The organism is Streptomyces sp. NPDC051104 (assembly GCF_040682835.1).
Taxonomy (GTDB): domain Bacteria; phylum Actinomycetota; class Actinomycetes; order Streptomycetales; family Streptomycetaceae; genus Streptomyces; species Streptomyces cynarae.
The window spans coordinates 219741-240256 of record NZ_JBFBBS010000009.1 but is presented as its reverse complement, the minus strand read 5'-3'; the positions used below and the strand labels follow the sequence as shown (position 1 = coordinate 240256).

14 protein-coding genes are annotated in these 20516 nt (G+C 71.5%); 8 read left to right on the top strand and 6 right to left on the bottom strand.

The genetic code is table 11. The features are described from left to right. Positions 1–100 precede the first annotated feature (100 nt). Positions 101–928, top strand: a complete 828-nt coding sequence (locus AB0N14_RS16710) for an enoyl-CoA hydratase family protein (RefSeq protein WP_366026379.1) — start codon at positions 101–103, stop codon at positions 926–928. A gap of 2 nt (positions 929–930) precedes the next feature. Beyond that, positions 931–3222, top strand: a complete 2292-nt coding sequence (locus AB0N14_RS16705) for a bifunctional salicylyl-CoA 5-hydroxylase/oxidoreductase (protein WP_366026378.1) — start codon at positions 931–933, stop codon at positions 3220–3222. A 5-nt stretch (positions 3223–3227) separates the two neighbouring features. Here AB0N14_RS16705 and AB0N14_RS16700 read toward each other — a convergent pair whose 3' ends face one another. Together AB0N14_RS16700 and AB0N14_RS16695 are read right to left on the bottom strand one after the other, a co-directional pair. Continuing rightward, the gene (locus AB0N14_RS16700; protein WP_366026377.1) at positions 3228–4061 is read right to left on the bottom strand and encodes a PaaX family transcriptional regulator C-terminal domain-containing protein; all 834 of its coding nucleotides are present in this window, start codon (positions 4059–4061) and stop codon (positions 3228–3230) included. A 15-nt stretch (positions 4062–4076) separates the two neighbouring features. Next, positions 4077–5774, bottom strand: coding sequence for an AMP-binding protein (locus tag AB0N14_RS16695; protein WP_366026376.1), 1698 nt, complete (start codon positions 5772–5774; stop codon positions 4077–4079). Between the two features lie 135 nt (positions 5775–5909). Here AB0N14_RS16695 and AB0N14_RS16690 point away from each other — a divergent pair, with 135 nt between their 5' ends. Together AB0N14_RS16690 and AB0N14_RS16685 are read left to right on the top strand one after the other, a co-directional pair. Beyond that, positions 5910–7037, top strand: coding sequence for an acyl-CoA dehydrogenase family protein (locus AB0N14_RS16690; RefSeq protein WP_366026375.1), 1128 nt, complete (start codon positions 5910–5912; stop codon positions 7035–7037). Continuing rightward, positions 7034–7438 carry a RidA family protein gene (locus AB0N14_RS16685; RefSeq protein ID WP_366026374.1) on the top strand — a complete coding sequence of 135 codons (405 nt, stop codon included), beginning with the start codon at positions 7034–7036 and terminating at the stop codon, positions 7436–7438. Before AB0N14_RS16690 ends, AB0N14_RS16685 begins: the two co-directional genes overlap by 4 nt. 249 nt (positions 7439–7687) lie before the next feature. Here the strand turns inward: AB0N14_RS16685 and AB0N14_RS16680 are convergent, their stop codons facing one another. Further along, positions 7688–8302, bottom strand: coding sequence for a hypothetical protein (locus tag AB0N14_RS16680; protein WP_366026373.1), 615 nt, complete (start codon positions 8300–8302; stop codon positions 7688–7690). Positions 8303–8552: 250 nt separating this feature from the next. On the opposite strand from AB0N14_RS16680, the gene AB0N14_RS16675 reads away from it, so the two are divergent. Beyond that, entirely contained in the window at positions 8553–8981 is a 429-nt protein-coding gene (locus AB0N14_RS16675; protein ID WP_366026372.1) for a DUF6299 family protein, read from the top strand. 125 nt (positions 8982–9106) lie between these two features. Here AB0N14_RS16675 and AB0N14_RS16670 read toward each other — a convergent pair whose 3' ends face one another. Beyond that, positions 9107–9523, bottom strand: a complete 417-nt coding sequence (locus tag AB0N14_RS16670; RefSeq protein WP_366026371.1) for a hypothetical protein — start codon at positions 9521–9523, stop codon at positions 9107–9109. Positions 9524–9943: 420 nt separating this feature from the next. Beyond that, positions 9944–11473: a UDP-N-acetylglucosamine 1-carboxyvinyltransferase gene (locus tag AB0N14_RS16665; protein ID WP_366026370.1), complete on the bottom strand. Its 1530-nt coding sequence runs from the start codon at positions 11471–11473 to the stop codon at positions 9944–9946. A 289-nt stretch (positions 11474–11762) separates the two neighbouring features. Here AB0N14_RS16665 and AB0N14_RS16660 point away from each other — a divergent pair, with 289 nt between their 5' ends. Next, positions 11763–14558, top strand: a complete 2796-nt coding sequence (locus tag AB0N14_RS16660; RefSeq protein WP_366026369.1) for an aconitate hydratase — start codon at positions 11763–11765, stop codon at positions 14556–14558. 251 nt (positions 14559–14809) lie between these two features. After that, on the top strand, positions 14810–16405 hold the full coding sequence (locus AB0N14_RS16655) for an ATP-binding protein (RefSeq protein WP_366026368.1): 1596 nt from the start codon (positions 14810–14812) through the stop codon (positions 16403–16405). Here AB0N14_RS16655 and AB0N14_RS16650 read toward each other — a convergent pair. After that, entirely contained in the window at positions 16305–16670 is a 366-nt protein-coding gene (locus tag AB0N14_RS16650) for a hypothetical protein (protein ID WP_366026367.1), read from the bottom strand. The two genes, AB0N14_RS16655 and AB0N14_RS16650, sit on opposite strands and share 101 nt — an antisense overlap. Before the next feature lie 497 nt (positions 16671–17167). Here AB0N14_RS16650 and AB0N14_RS16645 point away from each other — a divergent pair, with 497 nt between their 5' ends. Beyond that, positions 17168–20479, top strand: coding sequence for a GH92 family glycosyl hydrolase (locus tag AB0N14_RS16645; protein WP_366026366.1), 3312 nt, complete (start codon positions 17168–17170; stop codon positions 20477–20479). Positions 20480–20516 lie beyond the last annotated feature (37 nt).

Here is a 20516-nt window from a genome sequence, read left to right as displayed (position 1 = left end):
CGGCCGTATCGCGCACTCATGACGACAGTCACGGATCGGTGATAACTTCATGACAGAGCAGCCGCTAGGACCGCCGCCCCGTCCGAGGAGGCCGCACGTCATGAGTCCCTTCACCGGCTCCGCCGCCCGCACCTCCGACTGGCGCCATGTGCGGTGCGTCCACGACAACGGGGTCGCCACGGTCACCCTGGACCGCCCCGGAAAACTCAACGCGCTCACCTTCGGCGCCTACGCCGATCTGCGCGACCTGCTCGCCGAACTGTCCCGGGAGAAGTCCGTACGCGCCCTGGTCCTGGGGGGTGAGGGGCGGGGCTTCTGCTCGGGCGGAGACGTGGACGAGATCATCGGCGCGACGCTGTCCATGGACACCGCCCAGTTGCTGGACTTCAACCGGATGACCGGGCAGGTCGTACGGGCCCTGCGGGAGTGCCCGTTCCCGGTGATCGCGGCGGTGCACGGGGTGGCCGCGGGCGCGGGCGCCGTCCTCGCCCTGGCCGCCGACTTCCGCGTGGCGGACCCCACCGCGCGCTTCCAGTTCCTCTTCACCAGGGTCGGGCTCTCCGGCGGTGACATGGGGGCCGCGTATCTGCTGCCCCGGGTGGTGGGGCTCGGCCACGCGACCCGGCTGCTCATGCTGGGCGAGCCGGTGCGGGCGGCCGAGGCCGAGCGGATCGGCCTGATCAGCGAGCTGACGGAGGAGGGCGGCGCCGACACGGCGGCCGAGTCGCTGGCCCGCCGCCTGGCCGACGGCCCGGCGCTGGCGTACGCCCAGACCAAAGCCCTCCTCACGGCCGAACTGGACATGCCGCTCGCGGCATCGGTGGAACTGGACGCGGCGACCCAGGCCCTGCTGATGAACAGCGGGGACTACGCGGAGTTCCACGCGGCCTTCTCGGAGAAACGGGCACCTAAGTGGCGGGGGAGGTGACCATGACCGGCACCGGAGGGCGGCCGCTGCGCGTCGCCGTCATCGGCGGCGGCCCCGGTGGCCTCTACGCCGCCGCCCTGCTCAAGCGGCTCGACCCGGCCCGCGAGGTCACCGTCTGGGAGCGGAACGCCCCCGACGACACGTTCGGATTCGGTGTCGTCCTGTCCGACGAGACCCTCGGCGGCATCGAGCACGCCGACCCCGTCGTGTACGCCGCGCTGAAGGACGAGTTCGTGCGGTGGGACGACATCGACATCGTGCACCGGGGCGTGCGCCACACCTCCGGCGGTCACGGTTTCGCCGCGCTCGGCAGGCGGCGGCTCCTTCGGATCCTGCACGAGCGCTGCCGCTCCCTCGGCGTCGACCTGCGCTTCCGCGCCGAGACCCCGTACCCGGCCCGGCTCTCGGAGGCGTACGACCTCGTCATCGCCGCCGACGGAGTGCACAGCAGCACACGCGAGGCGTACGCCGAGGTGTTCCGGCCCTCGATCGAGGAGCACCGCTGCCGGTACATCTGGCTCGCCGCCGACTTCCCCCTCGACGCCTTCCGCTTCGAGATCGCCGAGACCGAGCACGGCGTGATGCAGCTCCACGGCTACCCCTATGCGGCCGACGCGTCCACGGTCATCGTGGAGATGCGCGAGGAGGTGTGGCACGCGGCCGGGTTCGCCGAGCTGGACACCGCCGAGACCATCGAGCGCTGCGCCAAGATCTTCGCGGACGCCCTGCGCGGCCGACCCCTGCGCTCCAACAACTCCACCTGGACCACCTTCCGCACGGTCGTCACCGAGCACTGGTCCCACGGCAACCTGGTCCTGCTCGGCGACGCCGCGCACACCGCGCACTTCTCCATCGGCTCCGGCACGAAACTCGCGGTGGAGGACGCGCTCGCCCTGGTCGCCTGCCTGGAGGAGCACGCCTCGCTGCCCGAGGCCCTGGCCGCCTACGAGGAGGAGCGGCGCCCGGTGGTCGCCTCCACCCAGCGCGCGGCCCGCGCCAGCCTGGAGTGGTTCGAGAACCTGAGGCTGTACCTCGACCAGCCGCCCCGCCGGTTCGCCTTCAACCTGCTCACCCGCAGCCGCCGCGTCACCCACGACAACCTGCGGCTGCGCGACTCCCGCTTCACCGAGGCGGTGGAGCGCGAGTTCGGCTGCCCGCCCGGCACGCCCCCGATGTTCACCCCCTTCCGGCTGCGCGGCCTGACCCTGCGCAACCGGGTCGTGGTCTCGCCGATGGACATGTACTCGGCCGTGGACGGCGTCCCCGGCGACTTCCACCTCGTCCACCTGGGCGCACGGGCGCTCGGCGGCGCCGGGCTGGTGATGACCGAGATGGTGTGCGTGAGCCCCGGGGGCCGCATCACCCCGGGCTGCGCCGGTCTCTACACCGGACGGCAGGCCGAGGCGTGGCGGCGCGTCACCGACTTCGTTCACAGCCACGCGCCGGGCACGGCGATCGGGGTGCAGCTCGGGCACAGCGGCCGCAAGGGCTCCACCAAGCTGATGTGGGAGGGCATGGACGAGCCGCTGGAGGAGGGCAACTGGCCGCTCGTGGCCGCCTCGCCGATCCCGTACAAGCCGGGCGGTCAGACGCCCCGCGAGCTCTCCCGCGCCCAGCTCACCGACATCCGCGAGCAGTTCACCTCCGCCGCCGCCCGCGCCGCCCGCGCCGGCTTCGACCTCCTCGAACTCCACTGCGCCCACGGCTACCTGCTCTCCGGCTTCCTCTCACCGCTCACCAACCACCGCACCGACGCCTATGGCGGCTCGCTCGCCGGGCGGCTCCGTTTCCCGCTCGAGGTCTTCGACGCCGTGCGCGCGGTGTGGCCCGAGGAGCGGCCCATGACCGTACGGATCTCCGCGACCGACTGGGCCGAGGGCGGCACCACGGCCGAGGAGGCCGTCGAGATCGCCCGCGCGTTCGCCGCGCACGGCGCCGACGCGATCGACGTGTCGACCGGGCAGGTGGTGGCCGAGGAGAAACCGGCGTTCGGGCGCTCGTACCAGACGCCGTACGCCGACCGGATCCGCCACGAGACGGGCATACCGGTGATCGCGGTGGGCGCCATCTCCTCCTGGGACGACGTCAACTCGCTGATCCTGGCCGGGCGCACCGACCTGTGCGCCCTCGCGCGGCCGCACCTGTACGACCCGCACTGGACCCTGCACGCGGCGGCCGAACAGGGCTACAGCGGGCAGGGCGCGGTGTGGCCCGCGCCCTACCGGGCGGGCAGCAGGCGCCCCAACACCGGCCGCACCGACGCCCCCAAGCCCCGCCTGACACTGGGCAGTTGAAAGACCTACGGCAGATCCGCCACGCCCGCGAACACCGCCCCCGCCTCCCGCAGCCGCTCGTGCAGCGCCCGGAAGACCGCTGCCGAGCGGGCGCCCGGCCAGTTCGCGGGCAGCAGGCCGGCCGGCAGCCCGGGGTCGGCGTAGGGCAGATGACGCCAGGAGTCCAGGGCGAGCAGATAGTCGCGGTACGCCTCCTCGGGCGGCGTGTCCTCGCGGGACTCCCAGTCGCGCAGCACGCGCGCATGGCGGTCGAGGAACGCCTCGTGCTGCTTGGCGATCGCAGCCAGGTCCCACCAGTGCCCCACCGCCTCCACGGTCGGCGCGAAGCCGAGGTGGTCCCCGCGGAAGAAGTCCACGTACGCGTCCAGGTGCAGCCGCTCCAGGGTGTGCCGGGTCTCCTCGTACAGGCGTGCGGGGGCGATCCACACTCCGGGGGCCGCGGTGCCGAAACCGAGCCCCGCCAGCCGGGAGCGCAGCAGGTGCCGCTTCTGCCGCTCCGACTCCGGCACGGAGAACACGGCAAGCACCCAGCCCTCGTCCTTAGGGGGCGCCGTCGCGTACACCCGGCGGTCGCCGTCCTCCAGCAGCTGCCGTGCGTCCGGCGACAGCGCGTACCCGGCCGCGCCCGTCGCCGTGCGCTCCGGCACGAGCAGTCCGCGCCGCTTCAGACGTGACACCGACGACCGTACGGAGGGCGCGTCCACGCCGACCGCGGCGAGCAGTCGGATCAGCTCGGCCACCGGGACCGGGCCGGGGGTGAAGCGGCCGTAGGCGCCGTAGAACGTGACGATGAGGGACCTCGGGGCGTGCTGAGCGTGCTGATCGGACACGTTGATCACTTTAGATCGTCGGCGTCACTCATGATCACCTCGCACGGGCAACGGGTCGGCGTCCGCGCGCAGCCGGAACCGCTGGAGCTTGCCCGTCGCCGTGCGGGGCAGCGCGTCCAGGAAGAGGAACTCGCGCGGGCATTTGTACGGCGCCAGCTCCGACGTCAGGAAGGCGCGCAGCGCCTCCGGGTCGCGTCGCGCGCCCTCCCTGAGGACCGCATACGCCACCACGACCTGCCCGCGCACCTCGTCGGGCCGCCCGACGACCGCCGTCTCGACCACGTCCGGATGGCGCAGCAGGGCGTCCTCGACCTCGGGTCCGGCGATGTTGTACCCGGCGGAGATGATCATGTCGTCGGCGCGGGCCACATAGCGGAAGTAGCCGTCGGGCTCGCGGACGTAGGCGTCGCCGGTGATGTTCCAGCCGCCTCGGACGTACTCCCGCTGCCGTGGATCGGCGAGATAGCGGCAGCCGACCGGTCCGCGCACCGCGAGCAGTCCGGGCTCGCCGTCCGGTACGGGCACGCCGTCGGCGTCCTGCACGCGCGCGTGCCACCCCGGGACCGGAACCCCCGTGGTTCCCGGCCGGATCCGGTCGTCCGCGGCCGAGATGAAGATGTGCAGCAGCTCGGTGGCGCCGATGCCGTTGACGATGCGCAGACCGGTGCGCTCGTGCCAGGCCCGCCAGGTGGCCTCGGGAAGGTTCTCGCCGGCCGACACACAGCGCCGCAGCGAGGCCGTGTCGTACGCGTCCAGGTCGTCGAGCATCGCCCGGTAGGCGGTCGGCGCGGTGAACAGCACCGAGACCCGGTGCTCGGCGATCGCGGGCAACAGCTGCCTGGGGCCCGCCTGTTCGAGCAGTAAGGCGCTGGCCCCTGCCCGCAGCGGGAAGACGACGAGTCCGCCGAGCCCGAAGGTGAAGCCGAGCGGGGGACTGCCCGCGAAGACGTCGTCGGGGCGCGGGCGCAGGATGTGCCTCGAGAAGGTGTCCGCGATGGCGAGCACGTCGCGGTGGAAGTGCACGCATCCCTTCGGGCGGCCCGTGGTGCCGGAGGTGAAGGCGATCAGCGCCACGTCCTCGGCCGCCGTGTCCACCGGCGCGTACGGCTCCTCCGGCACCGGCAGACGCAGCAGGTCGTCAGGGGCGTCGCTGCCGAACGGGGTGATGCGCAGCCCGGGAACGTCGGCCTTCACCAGGTCGTCGACCACGCGGACGTCGCACAGGGCGTGGCCGACCCGGGCGATGTCGCACATCGTGCGCAGCTCGTGCGGGCGCTGCTGGGCGAGCACGGTGACGGCGATCGCGCCCACCTTCAGGACCGCCAGCCAACAGGCGGCGAGCCAGGGTGTGGTGGGGCCGCGCAGCAGGACACGGTTGCCGGGGACGACACCGAGACGGGAGGTGAGCGCGTGCGCGACGCGGTCGACACGGGTGCGGAGCTGTCCGTACGTCCACACGTCGCCGTCCGCCGTGCGGAACGCCGGGCGGTCGGGGGCGGTGCGGTCGAGCAGCTCGCCCGCGGCGTTCAGCCGTTCGGGGTAGCGCAGCTCCGGCAGGTCGAAGGTGAACTCGGGCCACTGCTCGCGGGGCGGGAGATGGTCACGGGCGAAGGTGTCGCGGTGGGCGGTGGGGGCCGGTGGCGGAGCTTCGGCCGACGCGCGGCTCGCGGTGTCCGTGGCGCTCGCGGTGTCCGTGGCGCTGGTGGCGTCCCTCGGGTCCATGGCGTCTCGCCCCCTTGTCGTGGTGGGCTCGCGCCTCGAGCGTATCGTGTTGGTGACGACAGTCAACGGTCCGCGATACGTTCGGGTGAGCAGCCCATCCGGCCCCGAAGGGCCGTCAGGGAGAGGGGACCGGCCATGACCGCATTCTCGCTCGACCCCGCCCAGCCGGCCTGGCGTGCGGAGCTGCGCACCCTGGCCGAGCAACGGCTGCGTCCGCTCGCCGAGAAGGGTGAGCCCGGCCGCGTCAACCGCGCCCTCGTCACCCAACTCGGCCAACTCGGTCTGCTCGACCGGTTGTTCACCTCCGGGGCGCTGGAACTGTGCCTGATGCGGGAGTCCCTGGCGTATGCCTGCACCGAGGCGGAGACGGCCCTCGCCCTGCAAGGGCTGGGCGCCCACCCCGTGCACGCCTACGGGACACCGGCCCAGCGCGCCCGCTGGCTGCCCGGCGTCCGGGCTGGCACCACGGTCTCCGCCTTCGCGCTGACCGAGCCGGACGCGGGGTCGGACGCGGCGGCGCTGTCCCTCGCGGCCGAGCCCGACGGCCCCTCCGGGTGGCGGCTCACCGGCGAGAAGTGCTGGATCTCCAACGCCCCCGAGGCCGACTTCTACACCGTCTTCGCCCGGACCGCCCCCGGTGCGGGCGCCCGCGGTGTGACCGCGTTCCTCGTCCCCGCCGACCGCTCCGGCCTGACCGGCACCCCCCTCGACATGCTCTCCCCGCACCCCATCGGCACGCTCGCCTTCGACGCGGTGCCCGTGACCGAGGCCGACCTGCTCGGCGAGGCCGACCGCGGCTTCCGGGTCGCCATGGGCACCCTCAACCTCTTCCGCCCCAGCGTCGGCGCGTTCGCGGTCGGCATGGCACAGGCCGCCCTCGACGCGACCCTCGCCCACACCGCCGGAAGGGACGCCTTCGGCGGTCGGCTGAAGGACCTCCAGGCGGTCTCCCACCAGGTCGCCGAGATGGCCCTGCGCACCGAGGCGGCCCGTCTCATGGTCTACTCGGCGGCGACGGCGTACGACGAAGGCGCCCCGGACGTCCCGAAGCGGGCCGCCATGGCGAAGCTGCTCGCCACCGAGACGGCGCAGTACGTCGTCGACGCCGCCGTCCAACTGCACGGCGCCCGCGCACTGTGCCGCGGCCACCTCCTCGAACACCTCTACCGCGAGGTGCGCGCACCCCGGATCTACGAGGGCGCGAGCGAGGTGCAACGCGGCATCATCGCCAAGGAGTTGTACGCCACCGTGGAGGCCCCGTGACCAGTGAGCGCGTCAACCCGCCCGGCCTCTCCCCGGCCAAGGGGTTCTCGCACGCGGTCGTCGCCACCGGCACCCGCGTGGTCTTCCTGGCGGGCCAGACCGCCCTCGACGGCGACGGCAAGGTGGTCGGCGACACGGTGCCCGAGCAGTTCGAGCGCGCCCTCGCCAACCTGCTCACCGCCCTGCGCGCCGCCGGCGGCACCCCCGCCGACCTCGCCCGCGTCACCGTCTACGCCACCGACGTGGCCGACTACCGCGCGCACGCCCCCGAACTGGGCCGCATCTGGCGCCGGCTGGCGGGCCGTGACTACCCCGCGATGGCCGTCGTGGGGATCACGCGCCTGTGGGACGAGCAGGCGCTCGTGGAACTGGACGGCTTCGCCGTGCTCGGGAGGACGTGAGGGCGCGCGCCGGCGCCCCCGCGCCTTAGGGGTCCTTGCACTATGAGCGCCCGATGAGGTCGCGTGGTCTGGTGCCGTGCATCGCAAGGCGCCGGAGAGCCCTCGGTGGGGGTCCCCCCTGCTCGAGCGAAGCCGAGAGCTCGGGGGAGGAGCTACCAGGGCTTTTCGGCAACGCGGCGAGGTGCGGTGCCAGACCGCGCGACCTCATCGGGCATAGTGCAAGGACCCCTTGGTGTTCCGTACCAGGCCTCAGTCGGAGCAGGGCGTACCGATGACCGGCGGGTGGCCGTCCGCCGCACCAATGGCGACCGGCCCGAAGCGGAAACCGCACACACACGGTGTGATGGTCGCCGCGAACGACCCCCTGTTGTCGGAGTTGAAGTTGTCGTTCACCGCGAGGTAGAGCTCTCCGCTGCCCACCAGCGTCGTCGGGCCCGACCCGATGTAGTGCCACGGTCCGTTTCCGATCCGGGCGATAAGCGACCAACTCGGCACACCCGCCAGCGGGAAGTCCGAGCCCGCGAGCCTCGTGCTGTCCCCCCACGGAGTGAAGGTCGTCGTGGAGCCGTCGATCGCGATACTTCCCGTCGCCGTGATCCTGACGGCACTGCGCACGCACACACCCGTGTCGATCACTCGCGTCGCGCCGGGGATTCCGGTGGGGCCGGCAGTTGCCGGCACCTGGACGGTGGTGCTCGGGGCGGGCTGCGTGATGGGGCACACGGGCACGTCGGCGCGGTGCTCAGCCGCCACGGCGGTGCAGGGGCCCGCCACCAGGGCGAGCACCGTCGCGGCGGGGAGACACAGCCATCTGCCGCGGGCCGCGGTCCGTGCGACGGTTTCGAGAAGGTTTTTTGCGTTCATCCGCCAAGTCTCCTGAGGGGGTGCGGGGATGCCATCAGCGCCTCAAGTAGCACACGGTGAAGGGCCGAATACGTCACACGGCTCGGCGTCAGGGGCGGCAATCATCCGGAAGGCTCAGCCATCAGATGCACGTCCACACCCGCTCCCGGTCGCGGGCGGTGGGGCGGACTCGCCACTGAAGGGGTGAGGATCGCGCGCCGCACCGGGGCCTCCCGGTACCTGTGGAACCCCTATTCCAGGAGGTACTTCCATGTTTCTGCGCCAGGTCGCAGGGCCGGTCTTCGCTGCCGCCCTGCTCCTGTCCGCCGCCCCCGCCGCGGGTGCCCTCTCGCGGTCGTCCGACGAGGTGACCGTCGACCCGACCGGGTACCTGGCGCCCGACGGCACGCTCACCCTCTCCGGCACCTACCGCTGTGCCGGCGGCACCGGTGACCCGGTCCTCGTGTCCTCCTCGATCTCGCAGGGCGACCACCGGGTCCAGCGCGGCGTCGGCGGCACCCTGGCCGTGTGCGACGGCACCGAGCACCGCTGGACCAACTCCGAGACCCTCCGGGGCGCGTACAGCCCGGGCCCCGCGCACGTCGAAGCCACGCTGATGGAACTGAGCGGCTCCGGGCTCCCGCTGCCCCGCTTCCACGCGGTCCGGCAGCAGGACGTGACCCTGACGGCCAGGGGCTGACCCGCGGCATGCCGCCCGGCGCCGGACGGGCGCCGGGCGGAGCGTGCCGCCGTGCCCCGTCCTCCGACGACGCCGTACCCGCGGCCGAAGGACCCACGGTCGGGCCTTGACACCTGGACGGGTATCTACACGACGAGCGCGGGGCCCTCCATTCCGCCCTTCTTCTCTCGCAGCATCATGCGCACGGCGTCCGCGACGGCCTGGAAGTCCGGATCGGTGCCTTGGTAGACCATGCCCTCTTGACCGGCTCGACGGAACACCGTCGTTTCCCGATTGGTCAGCCCGGTTACCATGCGCAACGTCATGCCGCCGGACACCAGGAGTTCGAAGCACCTTTCGGTCCCGGGAGGGAAAAGATACGCCTGAGACGGGCGAGGCTCGATTTCGATGCGCCGACCCGGATCAGGATCGGAGTAGGTACGTACGGAGACGACGTCCTGGTAATGCATCTCCATGCCGCTCTCGTTGTTGAGCTCACCCGTGAAGAAGTCGAGGACGCAGCGATAGACGGCCAGGTGGTAACGCGTGGTACAGATGATCATGATCGAGTAACGACCGTAACGTCGGCGGCCGTCCTTCCCCACGGCGGAGGAGACGGGAAAACCCTCACCGTATGCGGGGCCGTACACCACGAAGGGCTCTTGCGGGTCGCTGGAATTGAACGGGGACCACTCGACGTCGTCTGGAGCGCCGAATCGTGCCGGCCTGACAAGTTCGCTCGGTGCCTCTTTGCGGGGTGCCGCGCAAGCGGTGAGCCGGCAGCTTGCGGCTGCGTCCCGACCGGTCGGCACCCTCGTGGCCTCACCGCCCGCCGGCCTCGCACAAGGGCATCGTGACGGGCTCCGGCGGAGCATCCGGGCACCCCGTCCGGTTCGCCCCTCGTCCGGGAACCCTCTGGCGCCGCCGCACCCCTCCAAACCCGCATCAGTGCAGGTCAAGCGGAGCACGGCGGCATCCGTCGTTCAGATGTCCCGGAAGATCTCGATCTGCGCCCCGACCGAGTTCAGTCGCTCGGCCAGCTCCTCGTAGCCGCGGTTGATGACGTACACGTTGCGCAGTACGGACGTGCCCTCGGCCGCCATCATCGCCAGCAGGACGACCACGGCGGGGCGCAGCGCGGGCGGGCACATCATCTCGGCGGCGCGCCAGCGGGTCGGGCCCTCGACCAGCACCCGGTGCGGGTCGAGCAACTGCAGGCGCCCGCCCAGGCGGTTGAGGTCGGTCAGGTAGATGGCCCGGTTGTCGTAGACCCAGTCGTGGATCAGCGTCTTGCCCTGCGCGGAGGCCGCGATGGCCGCGAAGAACGGGACGTTGTCGATGTTCAGGCCGGGGAACGGCATCGGGTGGATCTTGTCGATCGGCGCCTCCAGCTTGGAGGGCCGCACGGTCAGGTCCACCAGCCGGGTACGGCCGTTGTCGGCGGAGTACTCGGGCGTGCGGTCGTGGTCGAGCCCCATCTCCTCCAGCACCGCGAGCTCGATCTCCAGGAACTCGATCGGCACCCGGCGCACGGTCAGTTCCGACTCGGTGACCACCGCGGCGGCCAGCAGGCTCATCGCCTCGACCGGGTCCTCGGAGGGGGAGTAGTCGACGTCGACGTCGATGTTCGGCACGCCGTGGACGGTGAGCGTGGTGGTGCCGATGCCCTCGACCTCGACGCCGAGCGCCTCGAGGAAGAAGCACAGGTCCTGGACCATGTAGTTGGAGGAGGCGTTGCGGATGACCGTGACGCCGTTGTGCCGCGCGGCGGCCAGGAGCGCGTTCTCGGTCACGGTGTCGCCGCGCTCGGTCAGGACGATCGCCCGGCCGGGGGAGACGGACCGGTCCACCACCGCGTGGTACAGCCCCTCCGTGGCGGTGACCTCGAGCCCGAAGCGGCGCAGCGCGATCATGTGCGGCTCGATGGTGCGCGTCCCGAGGTCGCAGCCGCCCGCGTACGGCAGCTTGAAGCGGTCGAGGCGGTGCAGCAGCGGACCGAGGAACATGATGATGGACCGCGTACGGCGGGCGGCCTCGGCGTCGATGGCGTCCAGGTCGAGATCCGCGGGCGGGACGATCTCCAGATCGACCCCCTCGTTGATCCACCGGGTCCGCACACCGATCGAGGTGAGCACCTCCAGCAGGCGGTACACCTCCTCGATGCGGGCGACGCGCCGCAGCACCGTGCGCCCCTTGTTGAGCAGCGAGGCGCACAGCAGCGCCACGCAGGCGTTCTTGCTCGTCTTGACGTCGATCGCGCCGGACAGCCGGCGGCCGCCGACCACGCGCAGATGCATGGGGCCCGCGTAGCCCAGGGACACGATCTCGCTCTCCAGGGCGTCCCCGATGCGGGCGATCATCTCAAGGCTGAGGTTCTGGTTGCCCCGCTCGATGCGGTTGACGGCGCTCTGACTGGTACCGAGTGCCTCGGCGAGCTGCGCCTGGGTCAGGCCACGGTGCTGGCGTGCGACACGGATGAGCTTGCCGATGCGTACGAGGTAGTCGTCTGACATGAGACTGAGGTTATCTCAGATATGAGATGCGGCATCTTGTGGGGTCCATTCGGGTGAAAGGAGCAGAGTGATGCCTGGTGACAGGGGTGTGTCGCGACGGGCTCCGGTCGCACATGACCTACCCGGCCCCATGTACTAGAGTTATCTCGACATCGAGATATCTGCCGAGGCGTACCGCAGTAGCCGCTCTGGTAAGGGTTACCTAACTTAGCCTGACCTCAGCGGATCGGCCGAGATGCCGTGGCGGCAGGATCGTGGTGGTACGCGCACATCAATGAAGGAGACTGTCGTGTCGGCGAACAGCTTCGACGCCCGCAGCACGCTGCAGGTGGGCGACGAGTCGTACGAGATCTTCCGGCTGGACAAGGTGGAGGGCTCGGCCCGCCTGCCCTACAGCCTCAAGGTCCTGCTGGAGAACCTGCTCCGCACCGAGGACGGCGCGAACATCACCGCCGACCACATCCGCGCCCTCGGCAACTGGGACTCCCAGGCCCAGCCGTCGCAGGAGATCCAGTTCACGCCGGCCCGCGTGATCATGCAGGACTTCACCGGCGTGCCCTGTGTCGTGGACCTCGCCACCATGCGCGAGGCCGTCAAGGAGCTGGGCGGCGACCCGGCGAAGATCAACCCGCTGGCGCCGGCCGAGCTGGTCATCGACCACTCCGTCATCGCCGACAAGTTCGGCACCAACGACGCCTTCAAGGTCAACGTCGAGCTGGAGTACGGCCGCAACAAGGAGCGCTACCAGTTCCTGCGCTGGGGCCAGACCGCCTTCGACGAGTTCAAGGTCGTCCCGCCCGGCACCGGCATCGTCCACCAGGTCAACATCGAGCACCTGGCCCGCGTGGTGATGGTCCGTGACGGCAAGGCCTACCCGGACACTCTGGTCGGCACCGACTCGCACACCACCATGGTCAACGGCCTCGGCGTCCTCGGCTGGGGCGTCGGCGGCATCGAGGCCGAGGCCGCGATGCTCGGCCAGCCGGTCTCCATGCTCATCCCGCGCGTCGTCGGCTTCAAGCTGACCGGCGAGCTGCCCGCCGGCACCACCGCCACCGACCTCGTGCTCACCATCACCGAGATGCTCCGCAAGCACGGTGTGGTCGGCAAGTTCGTCGAGTTCTACGGCGAGGGCGTCGCCGCCACCTCGCTCGCCAACCGCGCCACCATCGGCAACATGTCGCCGGAGTTCGGCTCCACCGCCGCGATCTTCCCGATCGACGACGAGACCCTGAAGTATTTGCGCCTGACCGGCCGCTCCGAGCAGCAGGTCGCGCTCGTCGAGACCTACGCCAAGCAGCAGGGCCTGTGGCTGGACCCGAAGGCCGAGCCGGACTTCTCCGAGAAGCTCGAGCTGGACCTGTCCACGGTCGTCCCGTCGATCGCCGGCCCGAAGCGCCCGCAGGACCGCATCGTCCTGGCCGAGGCCGCCCAGCAGTTCGCCAAGGACGTCCTCAACTACGTCGAGGCCCCCGTCGCGCAGTCACCGGAGGCCGCCGCCTCCCCGGTCGACGAGGCGAGCGCCGAGTCCTTCCCGGCCTCCGACGCCCCGGCCTACGGCCACCAGGAGAACGGCGCCGGCGCCCCGCAGCACGGCCAGGGCACCGGTGCCGTACCGTCCAACGCGGTCCAGGTCACCGCCCCCGACGGCACGACCTACGAGCTGGACCACGGTGCGGTGACGGTCGCGGCCATCACCTCCTGCACCAACACCTCCAACCCGTACGTCATGATCGGCGCCGCCCTGGTCGCCAAGAAGGCGGTCGAGAAGGGCCTCACCCGCAAGCCGTGGGTGAAGTCCACCCTCGCCCCGGGCTCCAAGGTCGTCACCGACTACTTCGAGAAGGCCGGCCTCACTCCATACCTGGACAAGCTGGGCTTCAATCTCGTCGGCTACGGCTGCACCACCTGCATCGGCAACTCGGGCCCGCTGCCGGAGGAGGTCTCCAAGGCCGTCAACGACCACGACCTCGCGGTCACCTCGGTCCTCTCCGGAAACCGGAACTTCGAGGGCCGTATCAACCCCGACGTCAAGATGAACTACCTGGCGTCCCCGCCGCTGGTCGTCGCCTACGCCATCGCGGGCTCCATGAAGGTGGACATCACCAAGGACGCGCTCGGCACCGACCAGGACGGCAACCCGGTCTACCTGAAGGACATCTGGCCCTCCGAGGCCGAGGTCAACGACGTCGTCGCCAACGCCATCGGCGAGGACATGTTCTCCAAGTCCTACAGCGACGTCTTCGCCGGCGACGCCCAGTGGCAGTCCCTCCCGGTCCCGACCGGCGACACCTTCGAGTGGGACCCCGAGTCCACCTACGTCCGCAAGCCCCCGTACTTCGAGGGCATGGGCATGGAGCCGGCCCCGGTCGAGGACATCACCGGCGCCCGCGTCCTGGCCAAGCTCGGCGACTCGGTCACCACCGACCACATCTCCCCGGCCGGCGCGATCAAGGCCGACACCCCGGCCGGCAAGTACCTCACCGAGCACGGTGTCGAGCGCCGCGACTTCAACTCCTACGGTTCCCGCCGCGGCAACCACGAGGTGATGATCCGCGGTACGTTCGCCAACATCCGCCTGCGCAACCAGATCGCGCCGGGCACCGAGGGCGGCTACACCCGCGACTTCACCCAGGAGGGCGGGCCGGTCTCCTTCATCTACGACGCCTCGCAGAACTACCAGGCCGCCGGCATCCCGCTGGTCGTCCTGGCCGGCAAGGAGTACGGCTCCGGTTCGTCCCGCGACTGGGCGGCCAAGGGCACCGCGCTGCTCGGCGTCAAGGCCGTCATCGCCGAGTCGTACGAGCGCATCCACCGCTCCAACCTGATCGGCATGGGTGTGCTCCCGCTGCAGTTCCCGGAGGGCGCCACCGCCGAGTCCCTCGGTCTGACCGGCGAGGAGACCTTCTCCTTCACCGGCGTCGAGGAGCTCAACAACGGCACCACGCCGCGCACGGTCAAGGTCACCACCGACACCGGTGTCGAGTTCGACGCGGTCGTCCGCATCGACACCCCCGGTGAGGCCGACTACTACCGCAACGGCGGCATCATGCAGTACGTGCTGCGCAGCCTGATCCGCAAGTAGGCGATCCGGCACGGCAGTCGAGGGCCGCACCCCCGCCCGGGGGTGCGGCCCTGCGCCGTCTTCGGACCCATCGCCTGCACGGGACATCGCCGGTGCTCAGTGCGGACACAGGGTTTCCTCAGCGGACCGGGACAGGATTGCGACATGTCTGGCACCACTGTTTCCCCCGGCGGCCCGGTCCGTGTGCTGATCGTCGACGACGAGCCCGGACTCGTCGCGCCGCCGTCCGTCGCCGCTGCCGAGGCGCGGAGATGAGGGCCGGGCTCCCGAGGCGGCCGGTGGGGCGTTCGCTGCGCGCGCGGCTGCTCCTGTTCACCGGCGCGGTTCTCGTCGTGGTCTGCGCGGCCATGGCACTCACCTCCGTCTACGCCCAGCGCACCTATCTGCTCGGCGACCTCGACCGCCGCGTCGGCGACGCCGCGCAGCGCAGCCGCGCCGAGGCCACCCTCTTTCCGGACCGCGATACCGATCTCGGCTTCCTCGGGGAGAGCGGACAACCCGCCGGCCTGCTCGCCGCCCGGCTCGACGAGCACGGGAAGGTCACCGTGGCCGGGGCCGTCACCCGGGGTGCGGCGCCGCGGCCCCTCAGCGACGCCCAGCGTGCCGCCCTGGACGGCATCAGGCCCGACGGCTCGATGCACACCCGGACCGTGCCGGGCCTCGGCACCTACCGGGTCACCGCTCTCGGCGGCGACGGGGTCCGTGTCCTCACCGGGCTCCCGATGGACGACGTCCGGGACCTGATCGGGGACCTGGTCGTGGTCGAGGTCGTCGTGGCGGCCGTCGGACTCGCCGCCGCGGGCTGCGTCTGCGCGGTGGTGATACGGCGCCAGCTGCGCCCGCTCGGCCGGGTCGCCGCCACCGCCGTGGAGGTCTCCCGAGCGCCGCTGGGCCGGGGTGACGTCACCCGTCTCACCCGCGTGCCCGAACGCGACACCGACCCCGGCACCGAGGCCGGACAGGTCGGCGCCGCGCTGAACCGCATGATCGAGCATGTCGAGTCCTCGCTCGCCGAACACCGGCGCAGTGAGGAGCGGGTGCGCCGCAGCGAGGAACGCATGCGCCGCTTCGTCGCCGACGCCAGCCACGAACTGCGGACGCCGCTCGCCTCCATCGCCGGCTACGCGGAACTCATGAACCGGGGCACCGGCCCGATCGAGCCGGAACTGGCCTGGCGCCGCGTCACCGCCGAGTCGGCCCGTATGACGCACCTGGTGGAAGGCCTGCTGCTGCTCGCCCGGCTCGACGAGGGTCGCCCCCTGCACTGCGCCGAGGTGGACCTCGCGTCCCTGGTCGCCGAGGCGGTGTGGGAGGCGCGCGCGGAGGGCGGCGACCACGACTGGCAGCTCGCCCTGCAGCTCGACACCCCCGCGCTGGTCGTCGGCGACGAGGCACGGCTGCGCCAGGCGGTGGCGCATCTCCTGGCCAACGCCCGCGTCCACACACCCGCCCGCACCACCGTCGCCGCCTCCGTCGAGGCGAGCGGCGAGCGGTGCGTGATCCGTGTGCGGGACGACGGGCCCGGCATCCCGCCCGCACTGCTGCCGACGGTGTTCGAACGCTTCACCCGCGCCGAGGCCTCCCGCTCCCGCACGCACGGCACGGCGGGCGGTTCGGGCCTCGGCCTCGCGATCGCCGCGGCGATCACGGCGGCCCACGGCGGCAGCGTCCGGGCGGAGAGTGTTCCGGGCCGTACGGAGTTCACGATCGAACTGCCCATGACGGAGCCGTCGTTGAGGGGGAGCCCTAGATCCATCCCGCCACCTGCGCCACCGCGAACGGCGCCGGCACCAGGGTCGTCATGCCGAGCCACAGGTGCAGCGGTCGGCCCTCCTGCCACGGCATGAGGACGTCCACCACCAGCACCATCCCGAGGATGAACCCACCGCCCAGCACCGCGCCGAGCGTCATACCGACGGTCTGGTCCGGTGACGTGCCGCCGCAGCCGAAGCCGGTGACGCAGTGAAGCAGCGCGTACCTGTTCAGCAGCCACCGGACGCACACGCCGGGGACGATCGCCAGCATGCCGATCAGGAGGTTCGCCACCGCGGCCGCCCACCAGGAGCCGGCGGTGGCCTTCTCGCGGCCACCGTCCGCACCGGAACCGTGCACAACCCGCCCTTCTCCCCGGTCATTGCGTTCCTACAGGTAGATGACCACGAGAGCACTGGGGTTGCCCCGCGCGCGCCCCGGAGCGGTGAACACCGCCCCCACGAGTGACGTAGGGCGTCGGTGGGGAGTGTCCGGGCCGCTGGGCGGACCGGGTGGCCGCTGTGCGCGCCACCCGGTCCGCGAGCCGGCCCGGCCCGGGGGGAGTAGGCCGGACCGGGGTCTGATGGCTTGTGTCGACCGGCGGAGGCGACAACGTTGTCGGAATGGTCTGTACATGACTGTACCGCGGCGGCGGACAACGATGTCAAGGGTCACTCCTGGTGTTCACTCTTAAGGGGACGTCCCGGCGCTCCGGCCGAACGACGGCTTCCGCAAACGGCGTTCCACAAGCGGCCTTCCGCAGACGGTCTTCCGCCATACACCTGGCGCACGCTACTGTCCCTGCGGCTTGTGCGACCCGTGGTGCGCGACCCGTCCGAAGGAGGAGGGGCCGCGTCATGCGTTTCCGTCCGACGTCCCTGCTGCTGGCCGCCGCCCTGGCGGTCGGCGGTTCCCCCACTCTCGGCTTCGCTCGAGCGGGGGGACCCCCGTCCCCCGCGCTCGCCGCGGGCGCCCGACCGTCACCCGACCTGGTGGGCGACCCCACCGCGTACGTCGACCCGCTCATCGGCACCCGGAACGGCGGCAACGTCTTCCCCGGCGCCGTCGCCCCGTTCGGGATGCTGTCCTGGAGTCCCGAGAACACCCGGGGCGACGCGACGAGAACGGCCGCGCCCGGCGGCTACCAGTACGACGCCACCCGCGTCCGCGGCTTCAGCCTCACCCATATGTCCGGCACCGGCTGCGCGGGCGGCAGCGGCGACATCCCGTTCTTCCCGTACGCGGGCGAGGTCACCTCCTCACCGGCGAGCGACACCAAGGAGGCCGTGTACGCGGCCGACTTCACGCACGCAGACGAGACCGCCGAGCCCGGCCACTACACGGTGGGCCTGTCCTCCGGTGTCACGGCCGACCTGACGGCGACCGCGCGCACCGGCTCGGCCCGCTTCACGTTCCCCGAGGGCAGACCGGCCTCGCTGCTGATCCGCACCGCCAACTCCGAGGTGGGGTCGTCGGATTCGACGGTCACCATCGACCCGGAGACCCGCACGGTGTCCGGTTCCGTCACCTCCGGCGACTTCTGCGGCTACCTCGATCCCGAGGGACAACGCAGCTACTACACGCTCTACTTCACGGCCCGCTTCGACCGCGACTTCACGGCGACCGGCACCTGGCAGGACGACAAGCTGACCCCGGGCTCGACGCACACGACCGGTGACACGGGAGGGTTCTCGCACGGGGGCCGTCCCGTCGCGGGCAAGGGGGCGGGGGGGTACGTCGAGTTCGCACCGGGCCCGGATCCGGTGAACGTCAAGGTCGGCATCTCCTACGTCAGCCAGGCGGGCGCGGAGGCCAACCTGCGGGCCGAGAACCCCGACGGGCGGTCCTTCGAGTCCGTCGAGCACGCAGCCCGGCGGGCCTGGCTTGACCGCCTGGGCGCGATACGGGTCGGCGGCGGCACCGACGAGGACCGCACCACCTTCTACACCGCGCTCTACCACGCCCTGCTGCATCCGAACGTGATCAGCGACGCCGACGGACGCTACCGCGGCAGCGACGGCGAGGTGCACCGGGTGAGCCCCGGCCACAAGGCCCAGTACGGCACCTTCTCCGGCTGGGACGTCTACCGCGACCAGGTGCAACTGCTGACGCTGCTGAACCCGGACACCGGCTCCGACATGGCGCAGTCCCTGTACGAACTGGCCCGGCAGAACGGGGGAGTGTGGGACCGCTGGCTGCACGGCGCCAGCGGCACCCACGTCATGAACGGCGATCCTTCACCGACCGCCCTCGCGGGCATCCGCGCCTTCGGCGGCACGCGCTTCGACCTGCGCGGCGCACTGGACTCGCTGGTGAAGGCGGCGACGGTCCCGACCGAGCAGGACCTCTCGCCGGCGGGCAAGCCGGTGCTGTCGGTGGGCCAGCGCCCGTCCCTGGACAAGTACCTGGAGCACCACTACATGCCGTCCGTCTCCAACGCCTGGGGCGGCGCCGCCGAAACCCTGGAGATGTCCACGGCGGACTTCTCGCTCTCCCAACTGGCCCGGGCGGCAGGGGAGAAGGACACCGCAGCGACCTTCGCGCGCCGTTCCCAGTGGTGGCAGAACAACTTCAACCTTGCCGCCGACCCCGGTGGCGGCTACATCGCGGGCCGCAAGGCGGACGGCAGCTGGGTCACCGGCTTCACCCCGTCGACCGGCAACGGCTTCGTGGAGGGCACGGCGGCCCAGTACACCTGGATGGTGCAGCACAACCCCGCCGGGCTGTTCGCGGCGATGGGCGGCCGTGACAAGGCACTCGCCCGTCTCGACACCTTCTTCCACGACGCCGACGGCGGCTGGGCGTTCATCGGCAGCGGCGGCGACAAGGCGGAGCTGGACAACGAGCCGTCGATCAACACCCCCTACCTGTACGACTACGCGGGCGCGCCCCACAAGACCCAGGAGACGGTACGGGCGGCGATGACCGAGCTGTGGTCGACCAAGCCCGAGGGCATCCCCGGCAACGACGACCTCGGCGCCATGTCGTCCTGGTACGTCTTCTCGGCGCTCGGCATGTACCCGCAGGTGCCGTCCCGCGCCGAACTCGTCCTCGCCTCCCCGCTGTTCCCGCGCGTCGTGATCCACCGCCCCTACGGCAACGACATCGAGGTCCGGGCCGAGGGCGCGGCCGAGGGCTCCCCGTACATCCGCTCTCTCAAAGTCGACGGACGCCTCACCGAACGCCCCTGGCTGCCCGCGTCCTTCGTCCGTGACGGCGGCCGGCTCGACTACACCCTGTCCGCCGTGCCGGACCGTTCCTGGGGCAGCGACCCCGCCGACGCGCCGCCGTCCTTCCGTCAGGGCGAGCAGCCGTACCAGATCGGCGTCGGCCCGACCACCGCGACCCTCGCCCCGGGCGGCAGCACCCAGATCGGCATCCGCGCCCTGGCACTGAACGGCGGCACGGGCCCCGAGGTGCGGTTCACGGTCGACGCCCCGGACGGGGTGACGGCCGGCCCCGCCCAGGGCACGGTCAAGGACGGCGCCCAGGAGATCACCCTGACCGCAGGCCCGGCCGCCCGCCAGGGCTTCCACGACGTCAGGGTCACCGTGACCTCGGACGGCACCTCCTACGTCCAACCGGTGGCGTTGACGGTCGCGGCCCCCGGCACACTGCTCGCCGCCTACAACAACACCGGTGTCTCGGACGACCAGGGCGACCACGACGAGGCCGACTACGACGGCGGCGGCTGGAGCTACTCCCGCCAGGCCCTGGCGGCCGCCGGTCTCACGGCGGGCAGGCAGGGCACGGTGGACGGTCTGACCTTCACCTGGCCCGACTCGCCGAGCGGCCGACCGGACAACGCGTCCGTGACCGGACAGACGATCGAACTCGCCGGCCCGGCGGCGAAGCTGAGCTTCATCGGCAGCGCCGTCAACGGCAGCCAGCAGACCAGGGCGACCGTGACCTACACCGACGGCACCAGCGACAGCATCGACCTCTCCTTCACCGACTGGACCGTCGGCGGGGGCGGGGGCACCGTCCAGTACGGCAACGAGGTGGTCGCGAAGACGGCGTACCGCAACGTCGCCGGCGCCGACAAGGACCCGGTGGCGACCTACGTCTTCGCCACCAAGCCCTTCGAGGCCCCCGCCGGCAGGAGCATCAGGAGCGTGACGCTGCCGGACGACACCGACCTGCACGTCTTCACCCTCGCCACCGGCTGATCACCGCTGTTCAGCACGAAGGGGCGGGCCCGGCGGG